Below are 18,242 nucleotides of genomic sequence, written 5' to 3'. Positions count from 1 at the left end.
TGCCTTCGTGCGTGCGGCCTCGGGTAGGCATGATGCCCCTTCGGGCACAGAGGAGCGGGCCGTGGGCACCATCAGGACGATGCAGATGTTCGGCCCCTACACACGGCCGGACTGGGCGGGGCCGGTCACCATCTCGGACAACGACCCCTTCACGCTGTATGAGATCGCCGACGCCAATCCCCGCCGCGTCATGGGCATCATCATCCCGGTGACGACCAAGGGCCGGCCCTCGGCGCCGGTGCCGCTCAGCGGCTTCAGCACGGGCATGAACTGGGGGACGGACAAGGGGCACCTGATGGCCCTCGACCTCGGCGGGCCGGACATCTCGGCGAACATCGTCCCGCAGACCAGCCTGTGGCAGCAATCCGGCGGCTGGCGCGCGGTGGAGACCAATGCCCAGACGCTGGCCATGCAGTGGATGGGGATCGGCGGCGTCTATGACCCGGGCGAGGATATACCGATGCCGGCCGCCGCGGCCTTCCTCTCGGTCGCACCCTATTCCGAGGTGCAGGTCACGACCGGGCAGCCGCTGCAATACATCGGGACCGTGACCAAGGTGATCCCAACCGGGAATGGCTACAACGTCCACCCGGACGAGGAGACGCACATCTTCCAGATCGAGCCGGACGGCACCTGGTGGCCGCGCGGGGCGAAGGCCTGGTAGGGCCGTTGCCGAACGCCCGGCGTCGACGTCCAGGGCCATCCTGATCGCGAAGGTGGACATCGGAGGGGCTCAGCCCCTCCGAACCACCCCGCCAAGTGCTTGGAGCACTCGGAATGCAGGAACCTTGCGCTGAACGGGAAGGGCTTACCGCTCCCCCCGAAGCAGCTTGCGGGCGCAAAGGCGGGTCTCGACGCTCTTCCTGCCAGCAGCGCACCGCACCATGTATCGGTTTCCAAAGGCCTTGTGGCCTTTGGCGGGGTGGTTTGGAGGGGCAGAGCCCCTCCAATTCCGCAGCGAAAGCGGGCCGCGCGCCAGCAGCGCTCTTCAGCGATGACCGAGGTGAGGTGCGGCCCCGTCGAGCCGCCTACCCTTCCCCGGTGTGCCGGCTGCCCTGGATCATCGACAGGAATTCCCGCCGCGTCGAAGGATCGTCCCGGAAGGCGCCCAGCATGCGCGACGTCACCATGGACACGCCCGTCTTGTGCACGCCGCGCGTGGTCATGCACTGGTGCACCGCCTCGATCACCACGGCGACGCCCTTGGGCTGCAGCACGTCCTGCAGGGTATTGGCGATCTGCGCGGTCAGCTTCTCCTGGATCTGCAACCGCTTGCCATAGGCTTCCACCACGCGGGCAAGCTTGCTGATCCCCGTCACGCGCCCGTTCGGCAGATAGGCGACATGCGCCTTGCCGATGATCGGGCACATATGATGCTCGCACATGGATTCGAGGCGAATGTCGCGCAGGACGACCATTTCATCATAGCCCTCGACCTCCTCGAAGGAGCGGGCGAGAAGTTCGACGGGGTCGTCCTCATAGCCGCAGAACCATTCGCGATAGGCCTGGGCGACACGCTTCGGCGTGTCGATCAGGCCCTCGCGATCGGGGTCGTCGCCGGCCCAGCGGAGCAGGGTGCGGACGGCAGCCTCGGCGTCCTGCTGGGAGGGTCGCAGGGCGTCGGTGGCCTGGTCATCGGCGGCCGGAGCGGCGGGGCTCTGGATATTCACGGGCGGCAGTCTCTTACGCGCCGCCCCACGCCCGGGACGACTTCCTGTCACAGGGCAGATAAGCCTCTGTCGCCGTAACGCAACCCGCCGCGGTCAGTGCAGCCGGCCGGAGGGCTGGTGCGGGCTGTCCAGGCTGAAGGCCGGGATGGCGACGTCGAAGGCCTCCCCGCTGCTGGTCACCACCATGTGGTAGGCGCCCTGCATGAAGCCGGACGCCGTCGCGAGCGGCGTCCCGGAGGTGTATTCGAAGCGCCCGCCGGGTTCGAGCACCGGCTGTTCCCCGATCACGCCCGCCCCCTGGACCGTCTGGGTGCGGCCGAGCCCATCGGTGATGTGCCAGGTGCGGCGCAGGAGCTGCACCGTCTCCCGCCCCGTATTGGCGATGACGACGCGATAGGCCCAGACATACTGCCCCTCGTCGGGCTTCGACTGGTCAGCCAGATAGAAGGCGCGCACCGAGACGCGGATGTTGCGCGTGGTCGCGCTGTATTCGTCCTTGCTGGCCATCTGCGGGTCGCTCCCGACGTTCATTTGAAGCGTCGTCCTGGGGGTGTTGTCCACTGCGCTGCCATTCAGCGCAACACGGCGGCGCGCAACAGGGTTTCGAGCCAGGCCGCGAAGACCTGCAGCCGGCGCGAGAGATGCCGGCGATGCGGGTAGAGCAGCGCCATGGGCATGGGCTTGGCACGGTGGTCGGGCATGATTTCGACCAGCTCGCCGGCCGCGATGTGGCGGCGGATGTCGAATTCCGGGATCTGGATCAGGCCGAGCCCGGCGAGGCAGCAGGCGATGCTGCCCTCGGCGCTGTTCACCGTGACGCGGCTGCGCAGCGGCATGCGGTGCAAGCCGCCGGCTTCCATCCATTCCCAGGGTTCCACGCGGCCGGTGGAAGGCGAGGCATAGGCGACCGCCCAATGGACATCGAGGTCGCGGGGGCTGCGCGGCACGCCATGGCGGGCGAGATAGGCGGGGCTCGCGACATTGACCAGCGGCAGGGTGCCCAGCGGCCGCGCCACGAGGCCGGAATCCCCCAGCGTGCCGACGCGCAGGACGCAGTCGATGCCGTCCTCGATCATGTTCACCGCCCGGTCCGTCATGCCGAGGTCGAGCTCAATGCCCGGATAGCGGTCGAGGAATTCCGGCAGTGCGGGGGCGACGATCAGGCGGCCGATGCGGCCAGGCATGTCCACGCGCAGCCGGCCGACCGGCTGGGCGGGGGCCTGGCGGAACAGGGCCTCCGCTTCCTCGACATCGGCGATCAGGCGCTGGCAGCGGTCGTAGAAGGCAGCGCCATCCTGGGTGGGGGCGACGCGGCGGGTCGTGCGGTGCAGCAGCCGCGTCCCGAGCCGGCCTTCCAATTCCTGCACCGCGGCCGAGACCGAGGAGCGCGGCAGGCCAAGCGTATCGGCCGCACGGGTGAAGCTGGCGCTTTCCACCACGCGGGCGAAGATGCGGAAGAGGTCGATGCGGTCCAGGTTGCGCCCCGATTGTTCGGCAATTCCGACGAGTGATGCCAGGATGCGCGGCTTTATCCGTGAAATCCAGACGGCATGCTGCGCTTCGACACGCGGCCAGCCGGTGCGGCCGCACAGGACAGAAGGACGCTGGCCATGGCCGTTCACCGCATTGCAGGGAAGACCGTGCTGATCGCGGGCGGGGCGAAGAACCTCGGTGGGTTGCTGGCGCGCGACCTGGCCGCCCATGGCGCGAAGGCCATCGCCATCCACTACAACAGCGCCGCCGCGAAGGCGGATGCGGAGGCGACGCTCGCCGTATTGAGGGCCGACGGGGCCGAGGCCATCGCCTTCCAGGCCGACCTGACCCGCGCCGACGCGATGGAGAAGCTCTTCGCCGACACCGTCGCCGCCATCGGCCGGCCGGATATCGCGGTGAACACGGTCGGCAAGGTGCTGAAGAAGCCCATGCTCGACATCACCGAGGCCGAATACGACGCAATGAGCGCGGTGAACGCGAAGTCCGCCTTCTTCTTCCTGAAGGAGGCCGGGAAGCATGTGAACGACAACGGCAAGGTCTGCACGCTGGTGACCTCGCTGCTCGGCGCCTTCACGCCCTTCTATGCGAGCTATGCCGGCACCAAGGCGCCGGTCGAGCACTTCACCCGCGCCGCGGCGAAGGAATTCGGCGCGCGCGGCATCTCGGTGACCGCGATCGGGCCAGGGCCGATGGATACGCCCTTCTTCTATGGGCAGGAGGCGCCGGACGCGCAGGCCTATCACAAGGGCGCGGCGGCGCTGTCGGCCTTCACCAAGACAGGGCTGACCGACATCGCGGACATCGTGCCCTGGATCCGCTTCCTCGTCTCGGACGGGTGGTGGATGACGGGACAGACCATCCTGGTGAATGGCGGCTATACGACGAAGTGACGGGGGCATCCGGCAGGGGTTCGCGCATGCATATGGCGATGGTGATCGGGGGCGGGCTGGTGATGCTGGGCCTGTTCCTGCTGTTCGGCTGGTTGTGGGGGGCATCGACAGCGGCGATGGGGCTCGCCGCGCGGGCTTTCGTGCCGGCCTGGTTCATCGTGGCGGTGGTGAACCTGTGGGTCGGCGTGACCCGGGCGGGCTACACGGTGCGGGAGGAGTTGCCGATCCTGCTTCTCGTCTTCGCCGTGCCGGCGGCTGTCGCAGTGGTTGCCGCCTGGCGGCTGGCGCGATGAGCTCGGCCTCCGCGCGCCGCCCGCCGCTGCGCCACAGCAACGGCCACCACGCCCGCGTGACCTTCGAGGAACTGTTCTTCGACCTGGTCTATGTCTTCGCGGTGACGCAGCTCAGCCACGGGCTGCTGCACCATCTGAGCATCACCGGGCTGACCGAGACGCTGGTCCTGTGGTTCGCGGTCTGGCTCGGCTGGCAATACACCGGCTGGGTCACGAACTGGTTCGACCCGGAGCACCCGCGCATCCGCGGCCTGCTTTTCGCGACCATGCTCGTCGCGCTGGTCATGTCCGCCGCCATTCCGGGGGCCTTCGGGGATCGGGGGCTGGTCTTCGCCCTCGCCTATTCCGGCATGCAGGTGGGGCGCAGCGCCTGGGTGTTGTGGGAGCTGGGGCCGGATCATCCGCTGGCGGCGAATTACCGGCGCATTCTCGGCTGGCTGCTGATCGCCGCGGTGTTCTGGATCGCCGGCGGCTTGGTGGAGCATTGGGCGCGCATCGCATTCTGGGCGATTGCGGTGGCCTGCGAATATGTCTCGCCGATGTTCGGCTTTCCGCTGCCGTGGCTCGGCCGGTCGCGCACCAGCGACTGGACCATCGAGGGCGGGCATCTGGTCGAGCGCTGCGGGCTTTTCGTCATTGTGGCGCTGGGGGAGACGCTGCTCGCCACCGGGGCGAATTTGTCGCGCGCCGAGGTCTGGGACGGCGCATTGCTGTCGGCGATGCTGGCGACGTTCTTCGGGACCATCGCCATGTGGTGGCTCTATTTCGGCACATCGAGCCGCGACGCGACCGAGGTCATCACCCGCTCCGACGATCCGGGGCGGCTGGGGGCGTATCTGCACTACGTCCACGCCATCCTGCTCGCGGGCATCATCGCGACGGCGGTGGGCAACGACCTGGCGATGGCGCATCCGCATGATGTGCCGGGGATGGCGCAGCTCCTCGCCATGACGGGCGGGCCGGTGGTCTATCTGCTCGGCAGCGCGATCTACAAACGCGTGGTCTATGGCGTGGTGCCGCTGTCGCATGTCGTCGCGGCGGTGGCGGTGCTGCTCGTCCTGCCCTTGGGCGGAGGGATGGACCTGCTCGCTCTGTGCTGGATCACCACAGGGATCCTGCTGCTGGCAGGGTTCTGGGAGGGCCGCAGGCGGGCACGGCCGTGACGGTTGGCCATTGAAGGGGCGCGGACCGGCAAGCGCGAAGACGGGACTGTCGCGTCGGAGAGGGGCCTTTTGTCCCTCCCCTCACCGCGAAGCCGTGCTTCGCGCCCCAGCAAGGGCCGGAAGGCCTTTGTAAACATCACTCAGGCGCCGGGCATCGCTGCCAGAATGAAAAGCTGCGACCCGCACTTGCGCACCAAGCGCGCTTTGGGGGGCGCAACGTGACTGCTCCGCCGAGCACCAACAGATTGCGGTCCAGGGGATCCAATCCCCTGGCGGGGTGGTTCGGAGGGGCAGAGCCCCTCCGATCTCAACCTCGACTTACGCGCGACGCATCGCCGCCGTGGCGATCCCGGCCCCGATCAGCACGGTGCCGCCGCCGCGGTTGAAGGCGCGCCGCACCGACGGCCGTCGCACCGCGCCCGACAGCCGTGCCGCGAGCAGCGCATAGATCAGCGCGTTCAGCGCAGCGAGCGTCACGAAGCTGCCGACGAGCACCACCGCCTGCGCCAGGAAGGGCGCGCCGGCATCGACGAAGAGCGGCACGAAGGCGACAAAGAAGGCGATCGACTTCGGGTTCAGCGCGGTCACGACATAGGCGTCGCGGAAGGCGCGGCGGGCGGAGACGGGCGGCTGCGCACCTTCCTCCACCGGCGCGCGCCACAGCTTCACGCCGAGCCACACCAGATAGGCCGCGCCGGCGAACTTCAGCACCGTGAACAGCGCCGCCGAGGCCGCCATCAGCGCCCCCAGCCCGGCCAATGACAGCGTCATGGCCGTGAGGTCACCGAGCGCGACGCCGGCGACCAGCGGCAGCGCCGCGCGGCGCCCGGCACCGAGCGATTGGCCGATCACCAGCAGGATGGTGGGGCCGGGGATCGCCAGCATCACCGCGGTCGCGGCGAGGAAGGCCAGCCAGGTGTCGACTGCCATGCGACTACTCCGCTGCGCGGGCCGCCGGGGCGGCGGCCGCGTCGAGGGCTTCGGCCAGGTCGTCGATGATGTCCTCGACATCCTCGAGGCCGACCGACAGGCGCACCGTGCCATCGGTGATGCCGAGCCGCGCGCGTTCCTCGGCGCCCACGCGCATATGCGTGGTGGTCGCGGGGTGCGTTGCGAGCGACTTGGAATCGCCGAGGTTGTTCGAGATGTCGATCAGCCGCAGCGCGTCCATGAAGCGGAAGCACGCCTCCTTCCCGCCCTTGAGGTCGAAGGTGACGAGCGTGCCGCCGGCGGACATCTGCGCCTGGGCGAGCTTCTGCTGCGGATGGTCGGCGCGGAAGGGGTAGAGGACGCGGGCGATCTCGGCGCGTTCGGCCAGCATGTCGGCGACCGCGGCCGCGTTGCGGCACATGGCGGGCACGCGCAGGTGCAGGGTCTCCAGCCCCTTCAGGATGACCCAGGCGTTGAAGGCGCTGATGGACGGGCCGGTGTTGCGGATGAAGGGCTGCAGCGTGTCCTCGACCCACTTCTTGGGGCCGAGCACGGCGCCACCGAGCACGCGGCCCTGGCCGTCGAAATGCTTGGTCGCGGAATAGACGACGACGTCCGCGCCGAACTGCATCGGCTTCTGCAGCAGCGGCGTGGCGAAGACGTTGTCCACCACCACGATCGCGCCGGCGCGATGGGCGAGTTCGCTGACCGCGCGCAGGTCCACGATCTCCAGCATCGGGTTGGACGGGGTTTCGAGCAGCACCAGGCTCGCCGGGCGCGACAGCGCGGCCGCCCACTGGTCGAGGTCGGCGCCGTCCACGAATTCCGTCGCGATGCCGTAGCGCGGCAGCAGGGTCGAGACGATCCAGTGGCAGGACCCGAACAGCGCACGGGACGCGACGACACGATCGCCGGTCTTGAGGTGCGACAGCAGCGCGGCATGCACGGCGGCCATGCCGGTGGCGGTGACGCGGCAGGCCTCGGCCCCTTCCAGCGCGGCGATGCGGCCTTCCAGCATGGCGACGGTCGGGTTGCCGAAGCGGGAATACTGGTAGTGCTGCTCGGTGCCGGCGAAGGTCGCCTCGGCCTGGGCGGCGCTGTCATAGACGAAGCCGGAAGTGAGGAAGAGCGCCTCGCCGGTCTCGTCGAAGCCCGAGCGCATCAGCCCGCCGCGCACGAGCTGGGTGGCCGGGCGGAACGGGCGGTTCGGGGGCGACTTGGCCATGGGGCGGCACCTTCACGTCAACGGCGACGTCCGGCCCCTTCACGGGCGGCGGATGCGGGGCATCCGCACGGCCGTTTAGCGCGCTTGTTTTCCGCGTCCCGAAGGACACGCCCCGGAAGGGACCTCGCCGCAAGCTGGCCGGACAAATCGCGAGGGGCGTCACCGCCAAGGGGGTGGTTACGCCCGTGCGGGGCGAAGGGTCAAGCGGCCATCTTGCCCGACGCGGGCGGGCATGCCTATAGAAGGGCGGCTGCGGGCGTAGTTCAGAGGTAGAAACCCGGGATCGCGGTTTTCTGCGGCCTCCACTGTCAAAAATTCGGCGTGGATTTCGACCTTTGCCGGCGGGCTGGCAAAGGCGTTCTAACTTCGTTCCAGCCCATGGCACCCCTCCGCAGCACAAAAGTGTGTATCTAAACACACAATTTCTGTTGCCTGCATGCGCGATAGTGTGTATAAATGCGCACATGGACAGCAGGGCAGTCATAGCGGCTCTTAAGGCCGACGGGTGGGAGCAGGTGGCCCAGAAGGGCAGCCACTGCCAGTTCAAGCACCCCACCAAGCCGGGCCGCGTGACCGTCCCGCATCCGAAGCGCGATCTGCCGGTCGGCACGCTCCGGAGCATTGAGAAACAAGCCGGCATGAGGCTGAGTTGACCGATGGCTGAGTACATCGCCCTGATCCACAAGGACGCCGACAGCGATTTCGGCGTCTCGTTTCCGGACTTCCCGGGTTGCGTCACTGCCGGCGCCACCCTCGATGAGGCGCGAGCAATGGCAACCGAGGCTCTCGCCCTTCATATCGAGGGCATGGTCGCCGACGGTGAAGCGATCCCGGAGCCGAGCAGCCTCACTGCGGTGATGGCGGAGCGAGAGAACCGCGATGCCGTTGCGCTGCTGGTACCGGGCCCGGCCAAGGCGGTGAAGGCCGTGCGGGTGAACATCACGCTGCCGGAGGACACGCTGAAGGCGATCGACACTTTCGCCGAGAGCCAGGGCCTGACGCGGTCCGGCATGATTCTGGTGGCGACGAAGCGGATGATGGAAGCGGCCTAGCGCCGCTCTGCCGACCGAATCGGCCTCACCTCACCCCCTCGGCGCAAATGATGTTCTTGCGTTGTTCTCCCGGCTGGGGAATCAAATGGGGGCCATGGACGACCATCTCACCCCCGCGAACCCGGCTGACATCGAGGAGGCGATCCATTACGCGCTTCGGTTCGGCAGCTCGGGTAAGCCCCTGGCCAAGGGGACACGCGTCGATGCCAAGATCCTGGCGCGCAGTGTTACGGAGCAGCTCCTACGCTCGAATTTCCTGATCTTCCGCCGGCGCCATGAGCCTGGTCCGACGCCGGGACGGTGTGGCGAGCCGCCGAACCGATCATCCTGACGTTCAGCAAAGCGCCACCAGGGCGTAACCACTCGCCAGCAGTAAGTTGCGCTGCGCGGATTCGGGAGGACGGCATGTGCAACCTCTACTCAATCGTGTCGAACCAGCAGGCCATCCGCCAGCTTTCGATGGCGCTGCGGGACAGCACCGGCAACCTGCCGGCCATCCCCGGCGTCTTCCCCGACTATGCCGCGCCGATCGTGCGCAACATGCCGGAGGGGCGCGAGCTCGCCATGGCGCGCTGGGGGCTGCCCTCCCCGGCCTTCGCGCTGAAGGGGCGCACAACGGACCCTGGGGTCACCAACGTCCGGAACACCGCGTCCCCGCACTGGCGCCGCTGGCTGGGGGTCGAGCACCGCTGCCTGGTCCCGTTCACCAGCTTCAGCGAGCCCGAGCCACGGCCCGATGGCAAGCGCCCGCCGGCATGGTTCGCGCTGGCGGAGGACCGGCCGCTCGCCTTCTTCGCCGGGATCTGGGTGCCGCAATGGACATCGGTGCGGAAGGTGAAGGAGGGCGAGGTGACGACCGACCTGTTCGCCTTCCTGACCTGCGAGCCGAACCGCGAGGTCGGCGCGATCCACCCCAAGGCGATGCCGGTGATCCTGACCGAGGAGCATGAGCGCGAGACGTGGATGACAGCACCCTGGGCCGAGGCGAAGGCGCTGCAGCGTCCTCTGCCGGATGAATCGCTGGTGATCGTGGCCCGGGGCGAGAAGCGGGACGGGGCATGACGAGCAGCGCGGAACTGCCTTTGCCGGCCACGGTCGATCTGTCCCGCCGGCCGGAGCCGACGCCCACGAAGCCCGTCGGCCCTCTCGGCGGCCCGAGCTATGAGCACCGCGGCGCGGTCATCGACTGCCAGCCGGGTGGCTACATCTGCCGGCTGCTGCTGCCGGGATGCCCGCTGCACGGCCATTCATTCGGGGCGGCCGGGACGATCCCCTACCTGGTGGATCTGTGGCTCGACCATCAGCGACTGCCGCCCTGGATCAAGGCGGCGCGGCCGGCGCCAGGGCATCGCGACCCCTAAAACGACAAAAGGCGCCGCCGGGGTCTCCCCCGACGGCGCCACGCATAGCATCTGCATAATCTGGGCGGGATTTGCAGATCACCCCGTCACCCGCAGCGCCGCCTCGTACCGACGCTGCACGTCATCGAGGCCGGTCAGGCCGCCGTTGATCGCCCGCCGCCATCCCTCGACGTCGCCGGCGTCGGCGATGGGGTTGCACCCCTTCCAGCTCGCCCATGCCCAGCACGCCACCGCGGCGGCGCAGTTGGGCTGCGCGGCCAGGTCGGGCTGCTGTTCCAGCGGCAGGCCCGTCGCCGCACCCGCCTGGCGATATCCGTCCCGCCCGGTCACCTGAATCAGCCCGCGACCTCGATAGTTCCAGCCATCGCCGGACCCCTCCGGCCCGTTGCCCATGCGCCCGCCATAGGCCCGCTCGGCGATCGCGCGCTGGTCGGCGGTGCGGACGATGCGCCCGCCGACCTCCACACGCCCCATGCGCTCGGCATCGGCCGCGCTGAAGCGAGACGGCCACGTCGCCGTCAGCGCGTCCACCCTGTAGTTCAGGCTTTCGACAAGGGATGTCCCGCCGCCGCTTTCGTGTCCCACAGTCGCCGCGAAGGCCGCGACGCGCCGGCCGCCCCGGATCTCCCAGCGTTGCGCCGGCAGCGCCAAGTGCCCGGCCCACAGCTCCGGGTCCGCGAATCCGGCGGCGCGCAGGATTGCCGGCCAGTCGGGATCGCCCACAGCCTGGACCGGAATCGGCGTCGGGAACGGCACAGTGGCGGGTAGCAGCGGCGCCGGCGCTGGCGTCATGAGGCTGCGCAGCCATTCGATGAACGTCATGGAGCGACGATCTCCCTCACCGCCGAGAGCCGCGACCGGCAGTCCGCGCCGGCCTCGGCCAGATCCAGAATCCACCGCGCCAGCGCCGGATCATCGGGCGCCTCTGGCGGTATCGGTGCCGGCTGGCATCGCAGCAGGCTGGGTGGCACCACCAGGGGTGCTGGCATCCCCGCGCAGGCCGCGCAGCACAGCGCGCATGGCAGGGCTATCCACACAGGCGCGCGTGACCGGGGCGGCATCGACGGCTCTCCTGACGGTTTGCATGCGGGCGGCGCGCTCGGCGGCGTCGGTCGCCTGGCGCTCGAGCGCCGCGATGGCCAGGTCCCTGCCCTGCACCGCGGCCTCTGCCGCCGCGGTGCGCAGATCGGCGCTAATGCGTCCCGCGCGCTCGATCCAGCCCCATCCGGCCAGCCCGACGAGCACCACGCCAAGCGCGGCCCAGCGGGCGAGTGGGCTAAGCAGGAGGGCGAGCATCAGCGGCAGGCCGGCGGGATGCTGTCACCAATCAGCACGACGGCGCCGACGACCGCGCCGCACACCAGCAGGAACATCAGGCACAGAAGCGCGTGATCCCACCAGGACAACGCCGGAGTTGCCGCCGGCGGGATGAAGCCTCCGGGCGGTAGGGTGGGCGGAGGAACAATCGCCTTGACCATCACCCTGCCCCCGCCTGCACGCGCGCCAGCTCGGCCCCGCACATCGTCAGCAGCGTCTCCCGCGGCACCCGCAGTCGCGCGATAGCCGCCGGCAGGTTGTCCTGCGCATAGTCCGCCATGCGCCCGATCGCGGCCTCGACCCGCATCCCGCCGGCGATGTCCTGCACAGCCTGCTGCGCGGCATTGGCGATCGCGCCGCGCAGCAGCGTGTTGTCCGCCCCGTTGATACGCACCTCCAGGTAGCGCACCAGCAGCGGCAGCCGCGCCATCAGCAGGCCGGCCAGCGTCGTGACGGCGAGCGCAGCCGCGCCCACCGCCGCACCCGTGAGGGGCGATAGGTCGACCATCACAGCACCACCGCAATGCCATAGGCGGTCGCCAGCGCCGCAAGGGCCGGCCAGCCGGCATCGCGCAGCGCGCGCGGCTTCCAGATCCACGGCGGGATGCGGTTGCTGCCAGCCCATTCCTCGGACTGGCGGCGCTCTCGCCCGACATAGAATGCGATCGCGGCGGCGGCGCCGAGCCCGGCGGTGACGCCGAGCAGACGCGCCGGCACGCCGACAAGCAGCGTCAGCACGACGGCGATTGCCGCGTGCGCGAGGCCCGGGGGCATGGTGTCTCTCCGATGCGATGATGGTGCCGGCACCCCGCCGGCGGGCGCTCAGGTCACGCGCTTGCGCAACGCAGCCTCGAGCAGATCCAGCGCGCGGGTTCCCAGCGCGCCAGCAATGCCGGCTGCGCCGGCGACAATCAGCAGAGGCCATCCGGCGTCGCGCAGCGACGGGTCAACCCAGACCGCGATGCCCGCAGCCATGACACCGAGCGTCGCGCCGACAAATCCCTCGATCGCCAGGCGCCAGCCCCGCGATCCCCCGTGCATTGCGATCGCAATGCGGGCACTGCCACCCGCCGCAGCAGCAGCCGCGGCCATTTTCGCTACAGCCATCGTCGGTTCCTCTGCCATCAATGTCCCCTCGGAAATCACGAATCGTCAGGCCGTCGACGCGCTGTGGCGCTCATGGCTCAGGCATGGCCCAGCTCCCGCCCTGCCGGGCGGGAGGCTTGGTCAGATCGTGATCGCCCGCCGGCGCTGCATATACGACTTGACGGCGGCATAGACCGCCGTCTCCTCGGTGAGCGAGAGCGCGCGCGAGTAGATGCCGGCGAACGCCACGTGGATCGGCTCGCCCGTGGAGGCGTTGGCACCGATCCGATAGGTCTGCGCCGGATAGGGATATCGCGCGAGCGCCGAGGCCGTCGCGCCATCCTGCGCCGTGGTGCGATTGGCTACCCGCACGCCGACGCCGCCCTGCACGCGCGCGACGCACAGCGCCCACTGCGTCAGATCGGCGACCGGATAGATGTTGCGCTGGACCGTCTGCGCTGTGCCGCCATTGTTAAATGCGCCCCAACCGTAGATCGTCCCTTTCTCCGCCGGATCGCCCGCCAGCCCTTTCTGGAAATAGATCTGTGGCCCGTTGTTCGGCGCCTGCGTCGCGCTGAGCATGAATGCGAAATTCGTAACCCAGGCAAATCCCGGCGGCATCCGCGCCACCGCGATCAGCGTGCAATCCCCGGCGTCGGGCACTGCGGTTTGCAGATGGGCACTGCCGCTCAGCACCAGGTGCGTCGATGCGACCGTCGGCGTCCCGACGACCGTCGCGGCCGCCTTGCCTGGTGCGAGGTTCTTGACGGAGGCATCGAGGCTGCCGCCGAGGTAGTGCCACGCCTCCAGACCGTCCGCGACGGGCGGGATAAACGCATGCGGGACCGCCGAGAAATCAGCGCCGGGGACACGGATGATCGTTGCCACAGGGGCCTCCTCAATCGATGCTGACGGGCAGGTCGAACGCGCAGCACCAGTTGTGCAGCGGGTAGGGTTTGCCCACGAGGCTCGCGATATTCTCGCTCGCGTCCTGGCCGGAGCCCGGCGCGTAGACGTAGGTCAGCGCGGCGCGCCACGGGTCGCTGTCGCATAGGCACCCGTTGCCGTTCGCTGCTGATTTCGCGGCGTAGACCAGCGACAGAGCGCCCGACACGTCGCGGCCGAGCGTGATCATCACCGCGGTGTCGGACACGATCTCAACGTCCGCGATCCCGACCGCGCCGCCGGCGTCACGCGCCGAAAACCCCTTGCTGGCATAGTCGGTCGCCGTGGCGATCACGTAGGGCAGCGCGAATTGCAGCGGCGGCTCCGGCACGTGGAAATCGACCAGCACGCTGCGCCCACGGCGCGTGAGGCGTGTCGGATGCAATGGTCGCCAGCCCTCGTTGCGCAACAGCACCTTGGCCATGACCTTGCCGCACTGCTCGCCCCACCAGCGGTAGCCGTTGGCGGTAAGGTGGCCGTCCTTGTCGGTCATCGGATAGACTGGCCCGACCAGCCACCAGTGCGGTTCTTCCAGCGCCAATTCGAGCTGCGCCATGCCGACGGCCATCTGCTGCGCATCGGAGGTGAACCCACCACCAGTTTGATAGGTAAACACGCCGAACGGCCGCGCCTGCGCCGCAATGGCCGCCTGCACGTCGGCCCGGATATCCGCCACGAGTTGCTTGACCAGCGCCTTGTAGGCGGCGCGCGTCGTGCCGATCACATAGTCCTGCTCGCCCTGTAGGTAGATCAGCGCTGGGACGCAGTAGTCGCCGCCGGCCGTGGCCGCCACGGCCTTCGCGGCCGTCGCGCAATCCGTGACGCGCCCATAGTATCCGTTGCCTTTGCTCAGCGACGCTACCGACAGGCCAGGATAGCCGCAGGCCGAGACGACGATCTGCCGCGCCGCATCGTCGGCCGCACCCCACGCATTGTTTTGCGCGCGGCGGAACGCCAGCGAAGCCGCTTCAAGCGGCGTCTCGCCCCAATTGCCATCGCTGGGCGCCAGAGCCGCCTGCTCCGCTCCGCTCAGGAGTTCGAGGCGCCCCCCTTTGAGCACCTGCGCCGCCAGCGGCAGGAATGCCGAGGCGCCGAACGGTGCCCACGCATTGTTGCCCACGTTGCGGGTGTGCACGGACTGCCCCAGCGTCAGCAGGCCAGGATAGGGCTGCGCGGTGGTCAGCGCCGGGAACCCCTGCGCGCCCACGGACAGGCTCTGCCCGTAGCCGAGGACGTGGTTGTAGGCCGCAACGGGCCGCTGCACATCCTCGTCGCCGAGGCGTACGATCTGCGCGGAATAGGCCAGGGCGCGCGCATTGCGCTCGGCGATCTCGCTGGCCGAATAGGCCGCGTTGTCGGCGCTGGCGGCACCGCTGACCAGCGTGCCGTCCGGCAGCAGTGCGACGCCGATATAGCCCTCGTCGTCACGCCAGCCGACGACCAGATCGTCGCGGCCGACCGTCTCGTAGGACAGATCGCCCAGCGACGGGATCAGCGCATCGCCGCCAGGACCGCGCAGCGTGCCATCCGCCTCGATGCGCAGCGCGCCGATATGGCCAGAGCCGTCCTCCGCTACCGCAATCGCGGCGTAGTCGCTTTCGTCGACCACGCGAACTCCAGCAGGTCCTGCGGCCTCGGCCACCGCAGCCGCGCCGAGGTCGACGCCCTCGGCCGTCAGGTGCAGCGATCCGCCGATCGCATCAGCACGCCGCAGCAACACCGATGCATCGTCACCGCGCACCAGCTCGGCACCCGCGGTCGCGAGCACCGTGCCGTCGCCGGACAGCGTCAGCGCAGCGGCGCCCGTCTCATCCACTACCGCGAAGGCGATGCCGGCCACGTCCGGATCGCTGCGCACGGCCTCGGCCACCGCATCGACGCTGTCCACCAGGTCAGGGATCGTCGGCCCCTCGCGGGTCCATGCGCCGGACAGGTAGCGGTACTGCCCGCGATCGTCGCCGACACCATAGACCACGCCGAGCTGGCCCTCGGTGGCGCCCGTGACGGCCTGCATCTCCGCGAGCGTCGCGCGCTGGATGGCGGCATTGGTTACGGAGGCTGCGGTGCTGTCGGCTGCGGATCTGGCCAGCGCCGCGGCCGAACCTGCTTCCAATGCGTGCAGCACGGCGCGCATCGCATCGGCGCTCGCGCTCGCAGCGGCGTCCGTGGCCTGCGCACTGTCGACGATGATCGACGATACGCTGCCGGCGATCACATCCAGCGCGGCCTGCGTCGCGCCCACGACGCTGTCCTCGAAGCCAGCGACCAGCGCAGCGACCTCCCCGCGCGCCGCTTGCGTCGCCGTCTTGTCCTCCGCGATCACCGCCCCAGGCTGCACCAGGTAGATCCGCTTCAGCCCTTCGCCAAAGTCGATCCTCGCCCCGTCCGCACTGCTGTCGAAGGTGGCCCCACGCTCGATGACGCCGGCAGCGGACAGGGTGACGCGCACCGTCTCCCACGTCCTGGCCAGCGGGTCCTCGATGCAGACGTCGCAGGTGTCCCCCACCACCAGGCCGGCGGCGGCGAAGTCCTGAAATCCGGCCACAGCCTGGCCCAGGACCATGTCGCCGGTACCCACCGACGACGACAGCACCATCACCCGGTCCGCATAGCGATGCGTCATGGCTCACCTTCGGATTCACGATGGGAAAGAGCGCGGCGCCGGCACGGCGCCGTGACAGCTACAGCAGCGCGGCCGACCGGAAGGCGACGTCGATCGCTTCGGGCGTCTCAAGGCCGACGGCGGGGGCGAGCAGCGCGATCAGCGAGTGGCCTCGCTCGTAGCGCGTCGCATATTCCCATTCGACCTGTGCCGGTGCGCGGTCGGCCTCCGGCAGGGCGGCGATGGCAGCGTCCACGCTCGCCAGCGGAATGCCCTGCGCGAGCAGCCACAGCCGGAGCTGGCGGGCGGTGATATCCGGCACGGGGATGTCCTCGGGGCCAGATGGGGCCGGTGCGGCGAACGTCTCGCCATTCCATGTCCAGCCCTCGGTCACCTCGATCCCCTCGGGCACAGGCTCCAGGGTCGCGACCAGGTCGGGGTGAAACAGCTTCTCGACCTCGGGGCCATCGGACGGGATGCGGATCAGCTCCGCGACGATGCCGGCAGAGATGCGGGCGTAGGTCTTCATGATCAGCGCCCCTGGAATTGCAGGATGGCGCGACCCGGCGCGCCCGCGGAGCCCGCCGCGAATGTGGAACCTCCCGCACCGCCGCCACCACCGCCCGGGCTGGCGGCGCTGTTGCCAGTCGCGATGGAATAGCCACCCACCAGCGACACCATGAATGTCCCGCCGCCCGACCCGCCGATCGTCGAGCCCCCGATCGCGAGCCCGCCATTGCCCGGGTTGCCCGGAAGCATGAGCTGCCCGCCCGCACCCGCGCCACTGCTGGGCGTCGGCAGCGCGGCGCCGCCGCCGGAGGCCGACGCGCCGCCTGGGCCACCAGGTAGTGACATGTAGGTGCCGATCGAAGTGGTGCCGCCAGCGCCTCCATTCGTCGGCGCGCCGGTGCCAGCCGCGCCCCCGGCGCCAATCGTTACCGGGATAACCTGTCCCGGCACGACGTCGAACCAACCCTCACCATACCAACCACCGGCGCCACCCGCAGCTCCACCGCCGCCAGAGCCAACGCCGCCGCCTCCACCACCACCGGACCAGCCTTGGGCGCGCATGCGGAACATGCCCTGTTCCACCGTCACGTCGGTGGTCGCGCTGATGACCTGCATGCGGCTTCCGATGCCGCCCAACGTGTACCAGGTCACGTCGCCGTCACCGACGATCGACAGCCGCTGCCCGACGACAAGACGGACATTGTTGGTGCCGTCGACCGTGTCCGCAGTCGTCTTCCGCGCCACGAAAACCTGGGCAGCGGCCGTGTCGATCCGCACGAAGTCAAACTTCATCGGCCGGCCACTGGCCTCCGCCACACCCGGCAGCGTCAACGTCGTGGGACCGGAGGCATTGACGAGCACCAGGCCGGCATCATCGGGGGTGAGCGTCGTATTGCCCGTCACCATCCGGACGTTGCCGCCCGCGACGCGACGGATGTGCTTGCGGAGCTGGTCATGCAGGGCCGCGTCAGGCGTGATGCCGCTGTCCTCGAAGGCGAGCGCAACAGCCTCCTGCATGCCATTGTACCACTCGTAGCCAGGCACGGTGGCCGGCACGCCGCTGACGTTGTTGGGGCGCGCGAAATATCCCGGGGTGCCCGGCGAGGCCGGCGGCACCGGCAACGTCGCTGCGGCGGTAGCCCGTGTGACGCGTTGCATCAGGCGGTTTTCCTCATGCTGATGGATTGCAGGTGGCGCTCGCCCGCCGCGCGGGCCGCCGGCGGCCAGTTGAACTGCAGGCCCTGGCCGTAGGAGACGATGCGCGTCGCGGCATAGGCGATGCCCGCCGGGTTCACCGTCCCGCCCCGGATCGACAGGGCGTAGGTCCCGTCCGGGACATCGAGGGTGAGCTGGTCCTCGGCGGCGTAGGCCAGATCCACGGTGTCAACCGGCGGCAGGATGTCGCTGCCGCCGCCGCCCGGCTGGATCTGGGGTCCGCCCAGGCGCAGGATGAAATCGACATCGACGCCGGCCGGGAACACGATGCGGGCGCGGTGGCTCGCACTGACGGCGTCAGGGTCCGTCACCTGCCAGGTCAGCGGCACGCGCTGCGTCCGCAACGGTGCTCCGGTCGGCACCGCCGCCTGTTGCAGGAACGTCGATCCGATGCCGCCGGCGGCGTAGTGCCACAACGTCAGGCCCGAGAATGACGCGTCGGCCACGCTGCCCGCCAGCAGGCGCCAGCGGAACCAGCACGACCAGATG

At 69.4% G+C, this 18,242-nt stretch carries 25 protein-coding genes; 9 read left to right on the top strand and 16 right to left on the bottom strand.

What is annotated here, in order from left to right; all coding sequences use genetic code 11:
• The first annotated feature begins 61 nt into the window (after positions 1 to 61).
• Positions 62 to 664: a hypothetical protein gene (locus tag KPL78_RS23155; RefSeq protein ID WP_219765346.1), complete on the top strand. Its 603-nt coding sequence runs from the start codon at positions 62 to 64 to the stop codon at positions 662 to 664.
• Between the two features lie 364 nt (positions 665 to 1,028).
• Here KPL78_RS23155 and folE read toward each other — a convergent pair whose 3' ends face one another.
• The 3 genes from folE to KPL78_RS23140 all read right to left on the bottom strand — a co-directional run bounded on the left by folE (position 1,029) and on the right by KPL78_RS23140 (position 3,145).
• Entirely contained in the window at positions 1,029 to 1,670 is a 642-nt protein-coding gene (gene folE, locus KPL78_RS23150; RefSeq protein WP_219765345.1) for a GTP cyclohydrolase I FolE, read from the bottom strand.
• A 93-nt stretch (positions 1,671 to 1,763) separates the two neighbouring features.
• Positions 1,764 to 2,201 (bottom strand): Co2+/Mg2+ efflux protein ApaG, encoded by a 438-nt coding sequence (gene apaG, locus KPL78_RS23145; protein WP_255569364.1) that lies wholly within the window; start codon positions 2,199 to 2,201, stop codon positions 1,764 to 1,766.
• A 41-nt stretch (positions 2,202 to 2,242) separates the two neighbouring features.
• On the bottom strand, positions 2,243 to 3,145 hold the full coding sequence (locus KPL78_RS23140) for a LysR family transcriptional regulator (protein WP_219765628.1): 903 nt from the start codon (positions 3,143 to 3,145) through the stop codon (positions 2,243 to 2,245).
• 135 nt (positions 3,146 to 3,280) lie between these two features.
• On the opposite strand from KPL78_RS23140, the gene KPL78_RS23135 reads away from it, so the two are divergent.
• Genes KPL78_RS23135 through KPL78_RS23125 form a run of 3 tightly spaced genes read left to right on the top strand, consistent with a single transcriptional unit; the run spans position 3,281 to position 5,510 of the window.
• Positions 3,281 to 4,054, top strand: a complete 774-nt coding sequence (locus tag KPL78_RS23135; RefSeq protein ID WP_219765344.1) for an SDR family oxidoreductase — start codon at positions 3,281 to 3,283, stop codon at positions 4,052 to 4,054.
• A 26-nt stretch (positions 4,055 to 4,080) separates the two neighbouring features.
• Positions 4,081 to 4,347 carry a hypothetical protein gene (locus tag KPL78_RS23130; protein ID WP_219765343.1) on the top strand — a complete coding sequence of 89 codons (267 nt, stop codon included), beginning with the start codon at positions 4,081 to 4,083 and terminating at the stop codon, positions 4,345 to 4,347.
• Positions 4,344 to 5,510, top strand: a complete 1,167-nt coding sequence (locus KPL78_RS23125; RefSeq protein WP_219765342.1) for a low temperature requirement protein A — start codon at positions 4,344 to 4,346, stop codon at positions 5,508 to 5,510. Before KPL78_RS23130 ends, KPL78_RS23125 begins: the two co-directional genes overlap by 4 nt.
• Before the next feature lie 318 nt (positions 5,511 to 5,828).
• Here the strand turns inward: KPL78_RS23125 and KPL78_RS23120 are convergent, their stop codons facing one another.
• Positions 5,829 to 6,440: a LysE family translocator gene (locus tag KPL78_RS23120; RefSeq protein ID WP_219765341.1), complete on the bottom strand. Its 612-nt coding sequence runs from the start codon at positions 6,438 to 6,440 to the stop codon at positions 5,829 to 5,831.
• Positions 6,441 to 6,444: 4 nt separating this feature from the next.
• On the bottom strand, positions 6,445 to 7,665 hold the full coding sequence (metZ, locus tag KPL78_RS23115; protein ID WP_219765340.1) for an O-succinylhomoserine sulfhydrylase: 1,221 nt from the start codon (positions 7,663 to 7,665) through the stop codon (positions 6,445 to 6,447).
• Positions 7,666 to 8,129: 464 nt separating this feature from the next.
• Here metZ and KPL78_RS23110 point away from each other — a divergent pair, with 464 nt between their 5' ends.
• From KPL78_RS23110 to KPL78_RS23090, 5 genes are all read left to right on the top strand, one after another.
• A complete protein-coding gene (locus tag KPL78_RS23110; protein ID WP_219765339.1) occupies positions 8,130 to 8,318 on the top strand; it encodes a type II toxin-antitoxin system HicA family toxin in 189 nt (62 codons plus the stop codon).
• Between the two features lie 3 nt (positions 8,319 to 8,321).
• Positions 8,322 to 8,717 (top strand): type II toxin-antitoxin system HicB family antitoxin, encoded by a 396-nt coding sequence (locus KPL78_RS23105; RefSeq protein ID WP_219765338.1) that lies wholly within the window; start codon positions 8,322 to 8,324, stop codon positions 8,715 to 8,717.
• Positions 8,718 to 8,811: 94 nt separating this feature from the next.
• Positions 8,812 to 9,048 (top strand): hypothetical protein, encoded by a 237-nt coding sequence (locus KPL78_RS23100; RefSeq protein WP_219765337.1) that lies wholly within the window; start codon positions 8,812 to 8,814, stop codon positions 9,046 to 9,048.
• Between the two features lie 74 nt (positions 9,049 to 9,122).
• Positions 9,123 to 9,779, top strand: a complete 657-nt coding sequence (locus KPL78_RS23095) for an SOS response-associated peptidase (protein WP_219765336.1) — start codon at positions 9,123 to 9,125, stop codon at positions 9,777 to 9,779.
• A complete protein-coding gene (locus tag KPL78_RS23090; protein ID WP_219765335.1) occupies positions 9,776 to 10,078 on the top strand; it encodes a hypothetical protein in 303 nt (100 codons plus the stop codon). The genes KPL78_RS23095 and KPL78_RS23090 overlap by 4 nt, the downstream gene beginning before the upstream one ends.
• 78 nt (positions 10,079 to 10,156) lie before the next feature.
• Here KPL78_RS23090 and KPL78_RS23085 read toward each other — a convergent pair whose 3' ends face one another.
• The 11 genes from KPL78_RS23085 to KPL78_RS23035 all read right to left on the bottom strand — a co-directional run.
• Positions 10,157 to 10,900 (bottom strand): glycoside hydrolase family 19 protein, encoded by a 744-nt coding sequence (locus tag KPL78_RS23085; protein WP_219765334.1) that lies wholly within the window; start codon positions 10,898 to 10,900, stop codon positions 10,157 to 10,159.
• A 90-nt stretch (positions 10,901 to 10,990) separates the two neighbouring features.
• Positions 10,991 to 11,374 (bottom strand): hypothetical protein, encoded by a 384-nt coding sequence (locus KPL78_RS23080; protein WP_219765333.1) that lies wholly within the window; start codon positions 11,372 to 11,374, stop codon positions 10,991 to 10,993.
• Positions 11,374 to 11,556 carry a hypothetical protein gene (locus tag KPL78_RS23075; protein ID WP_219765332.1) on the bottom strand — a complete coding sequence of 61 codons (183 nt, stop codon included), beginning with the start codon at positions 11,554 to 11,556 and terminating at the stop codon, positions 11,374 to 11,376. Before KPL78_RS23075 ends, KPL78_RS23080 begins: the two co-directional genes overlap by 1 nt.
• The gene (locus tag KPL78_RS23070; protein ID WP_219765331.1) at positions 11,556 to 11,903 is read right to left on the bottom strand and encodes a hypothetical protein; all 348 of its coding nucleotides are present in this window, start codon (positions 11,901 to 11,903) and stop codon (positions 11,556 to 11,558) included. The genes KPL78_RS23075 and KPL78_RS23070 overlap by 1 nt, the downstream gene beginning before the upstream one ends.
• A complete protein-coding gene (locus KPL78_RS23065; protein WP_219765330.1) occupies positions 11,903 to 12,169 on the bottom strand; it encodes a hypothetical protein in 267 nt (88 codons plus the stop codon). The genes KPL78_RS23070 and KPL78_RS23065 overlap by 1 nt, the downstream gene beginning before the upstream one ends.
• Before the next feature lie 48 nt (positions 12,170 to 12,217).
• Positions 12,218 to 12,520 (bottom strand): hypothetical protein, encoded by a 303-nt coding sequence (locus KPL78_RS23060; protein WP_219765329.1) that lies wholly within the window; start codon positions 12,518 to 12,520, stop codon positions 12,218 to 12,220.
• 102 nt (positions 12,521 to 12,622) lie between these two features.
• Complete coding sequence (locus tag KPL78_RS23055; RefSeq protein WP_219765328.1) at positions 12,623 to 13,369, bottom strand: hypothetical protein; 747 nt, start codon at positions 13,367 to 13,369, stop codon at positions 12,623 to 12,625.
• A gap of 10 nt (positions 13,370 to 13,379) precedes the next feature.
• Positions 13,380 to 16,049, bottom strand: a complete 2,670-nt coding sequence (locus KPL78_RS23050; RefSeq protein ID WP_219765327.1) for a hypothetical protein — start codon at positions 16,047 to 16,049, stop codon at positions 13,380 to 13,382.
• Positions 16,050 to 16,107: 58 nt separating this feature from the next.
• Positions 16,108 to 16,557, bottom strand: coding sequence for a hypothetical protein (locus KPL78_RS23045; RefSeq protein ID WP_219765326.1), 450 nt, complete (start codon positions 16,555 to 16,557; stop codon positions 16,108 to 16,110).
• A 2-nt stretch (positions 16,558 to 16,559) separates the two neighbouring features.
• Positions 16,560 to 17,696 (bottom strand): glycine-rich domain-containing protein, encoded by a 1,137-nt coding sequence (locus tag KPL78_RS23040; protein WP_219765325.1) that lies wholly within the window; start codon positions 17,694 to 17,696, stop codon positions 16,560 to 16,562.
• A partial coding sequence (locus KPL78_RS23035; protein ID WP_432761291.1) for a hypothetical protein occupies positions 17,696 to 18,242 on the bottom strand: 547 nt, incomplete at its 5' end. The genes KPL78_RS23040 and KPL78_RS23035, both read right to left, overlap by 1 nt.

The sequence above is a fragment of the Roseomonas alba genome (genome assembly GCF_019430885.1).
GTDB classification, from domain to species: domain Bacteria; phylum Pseudomonadota; class Alphaproteobacteria; order Acetobacterales; family Acetobacteraceae; genus Neoroseomonas; species Neoroseomonas alba.
The sequence above is the reverse complement of the archived record's forward strand: the minus strand, read 5'-3'. Positions and strand labels throughout refer to the sequence as shown.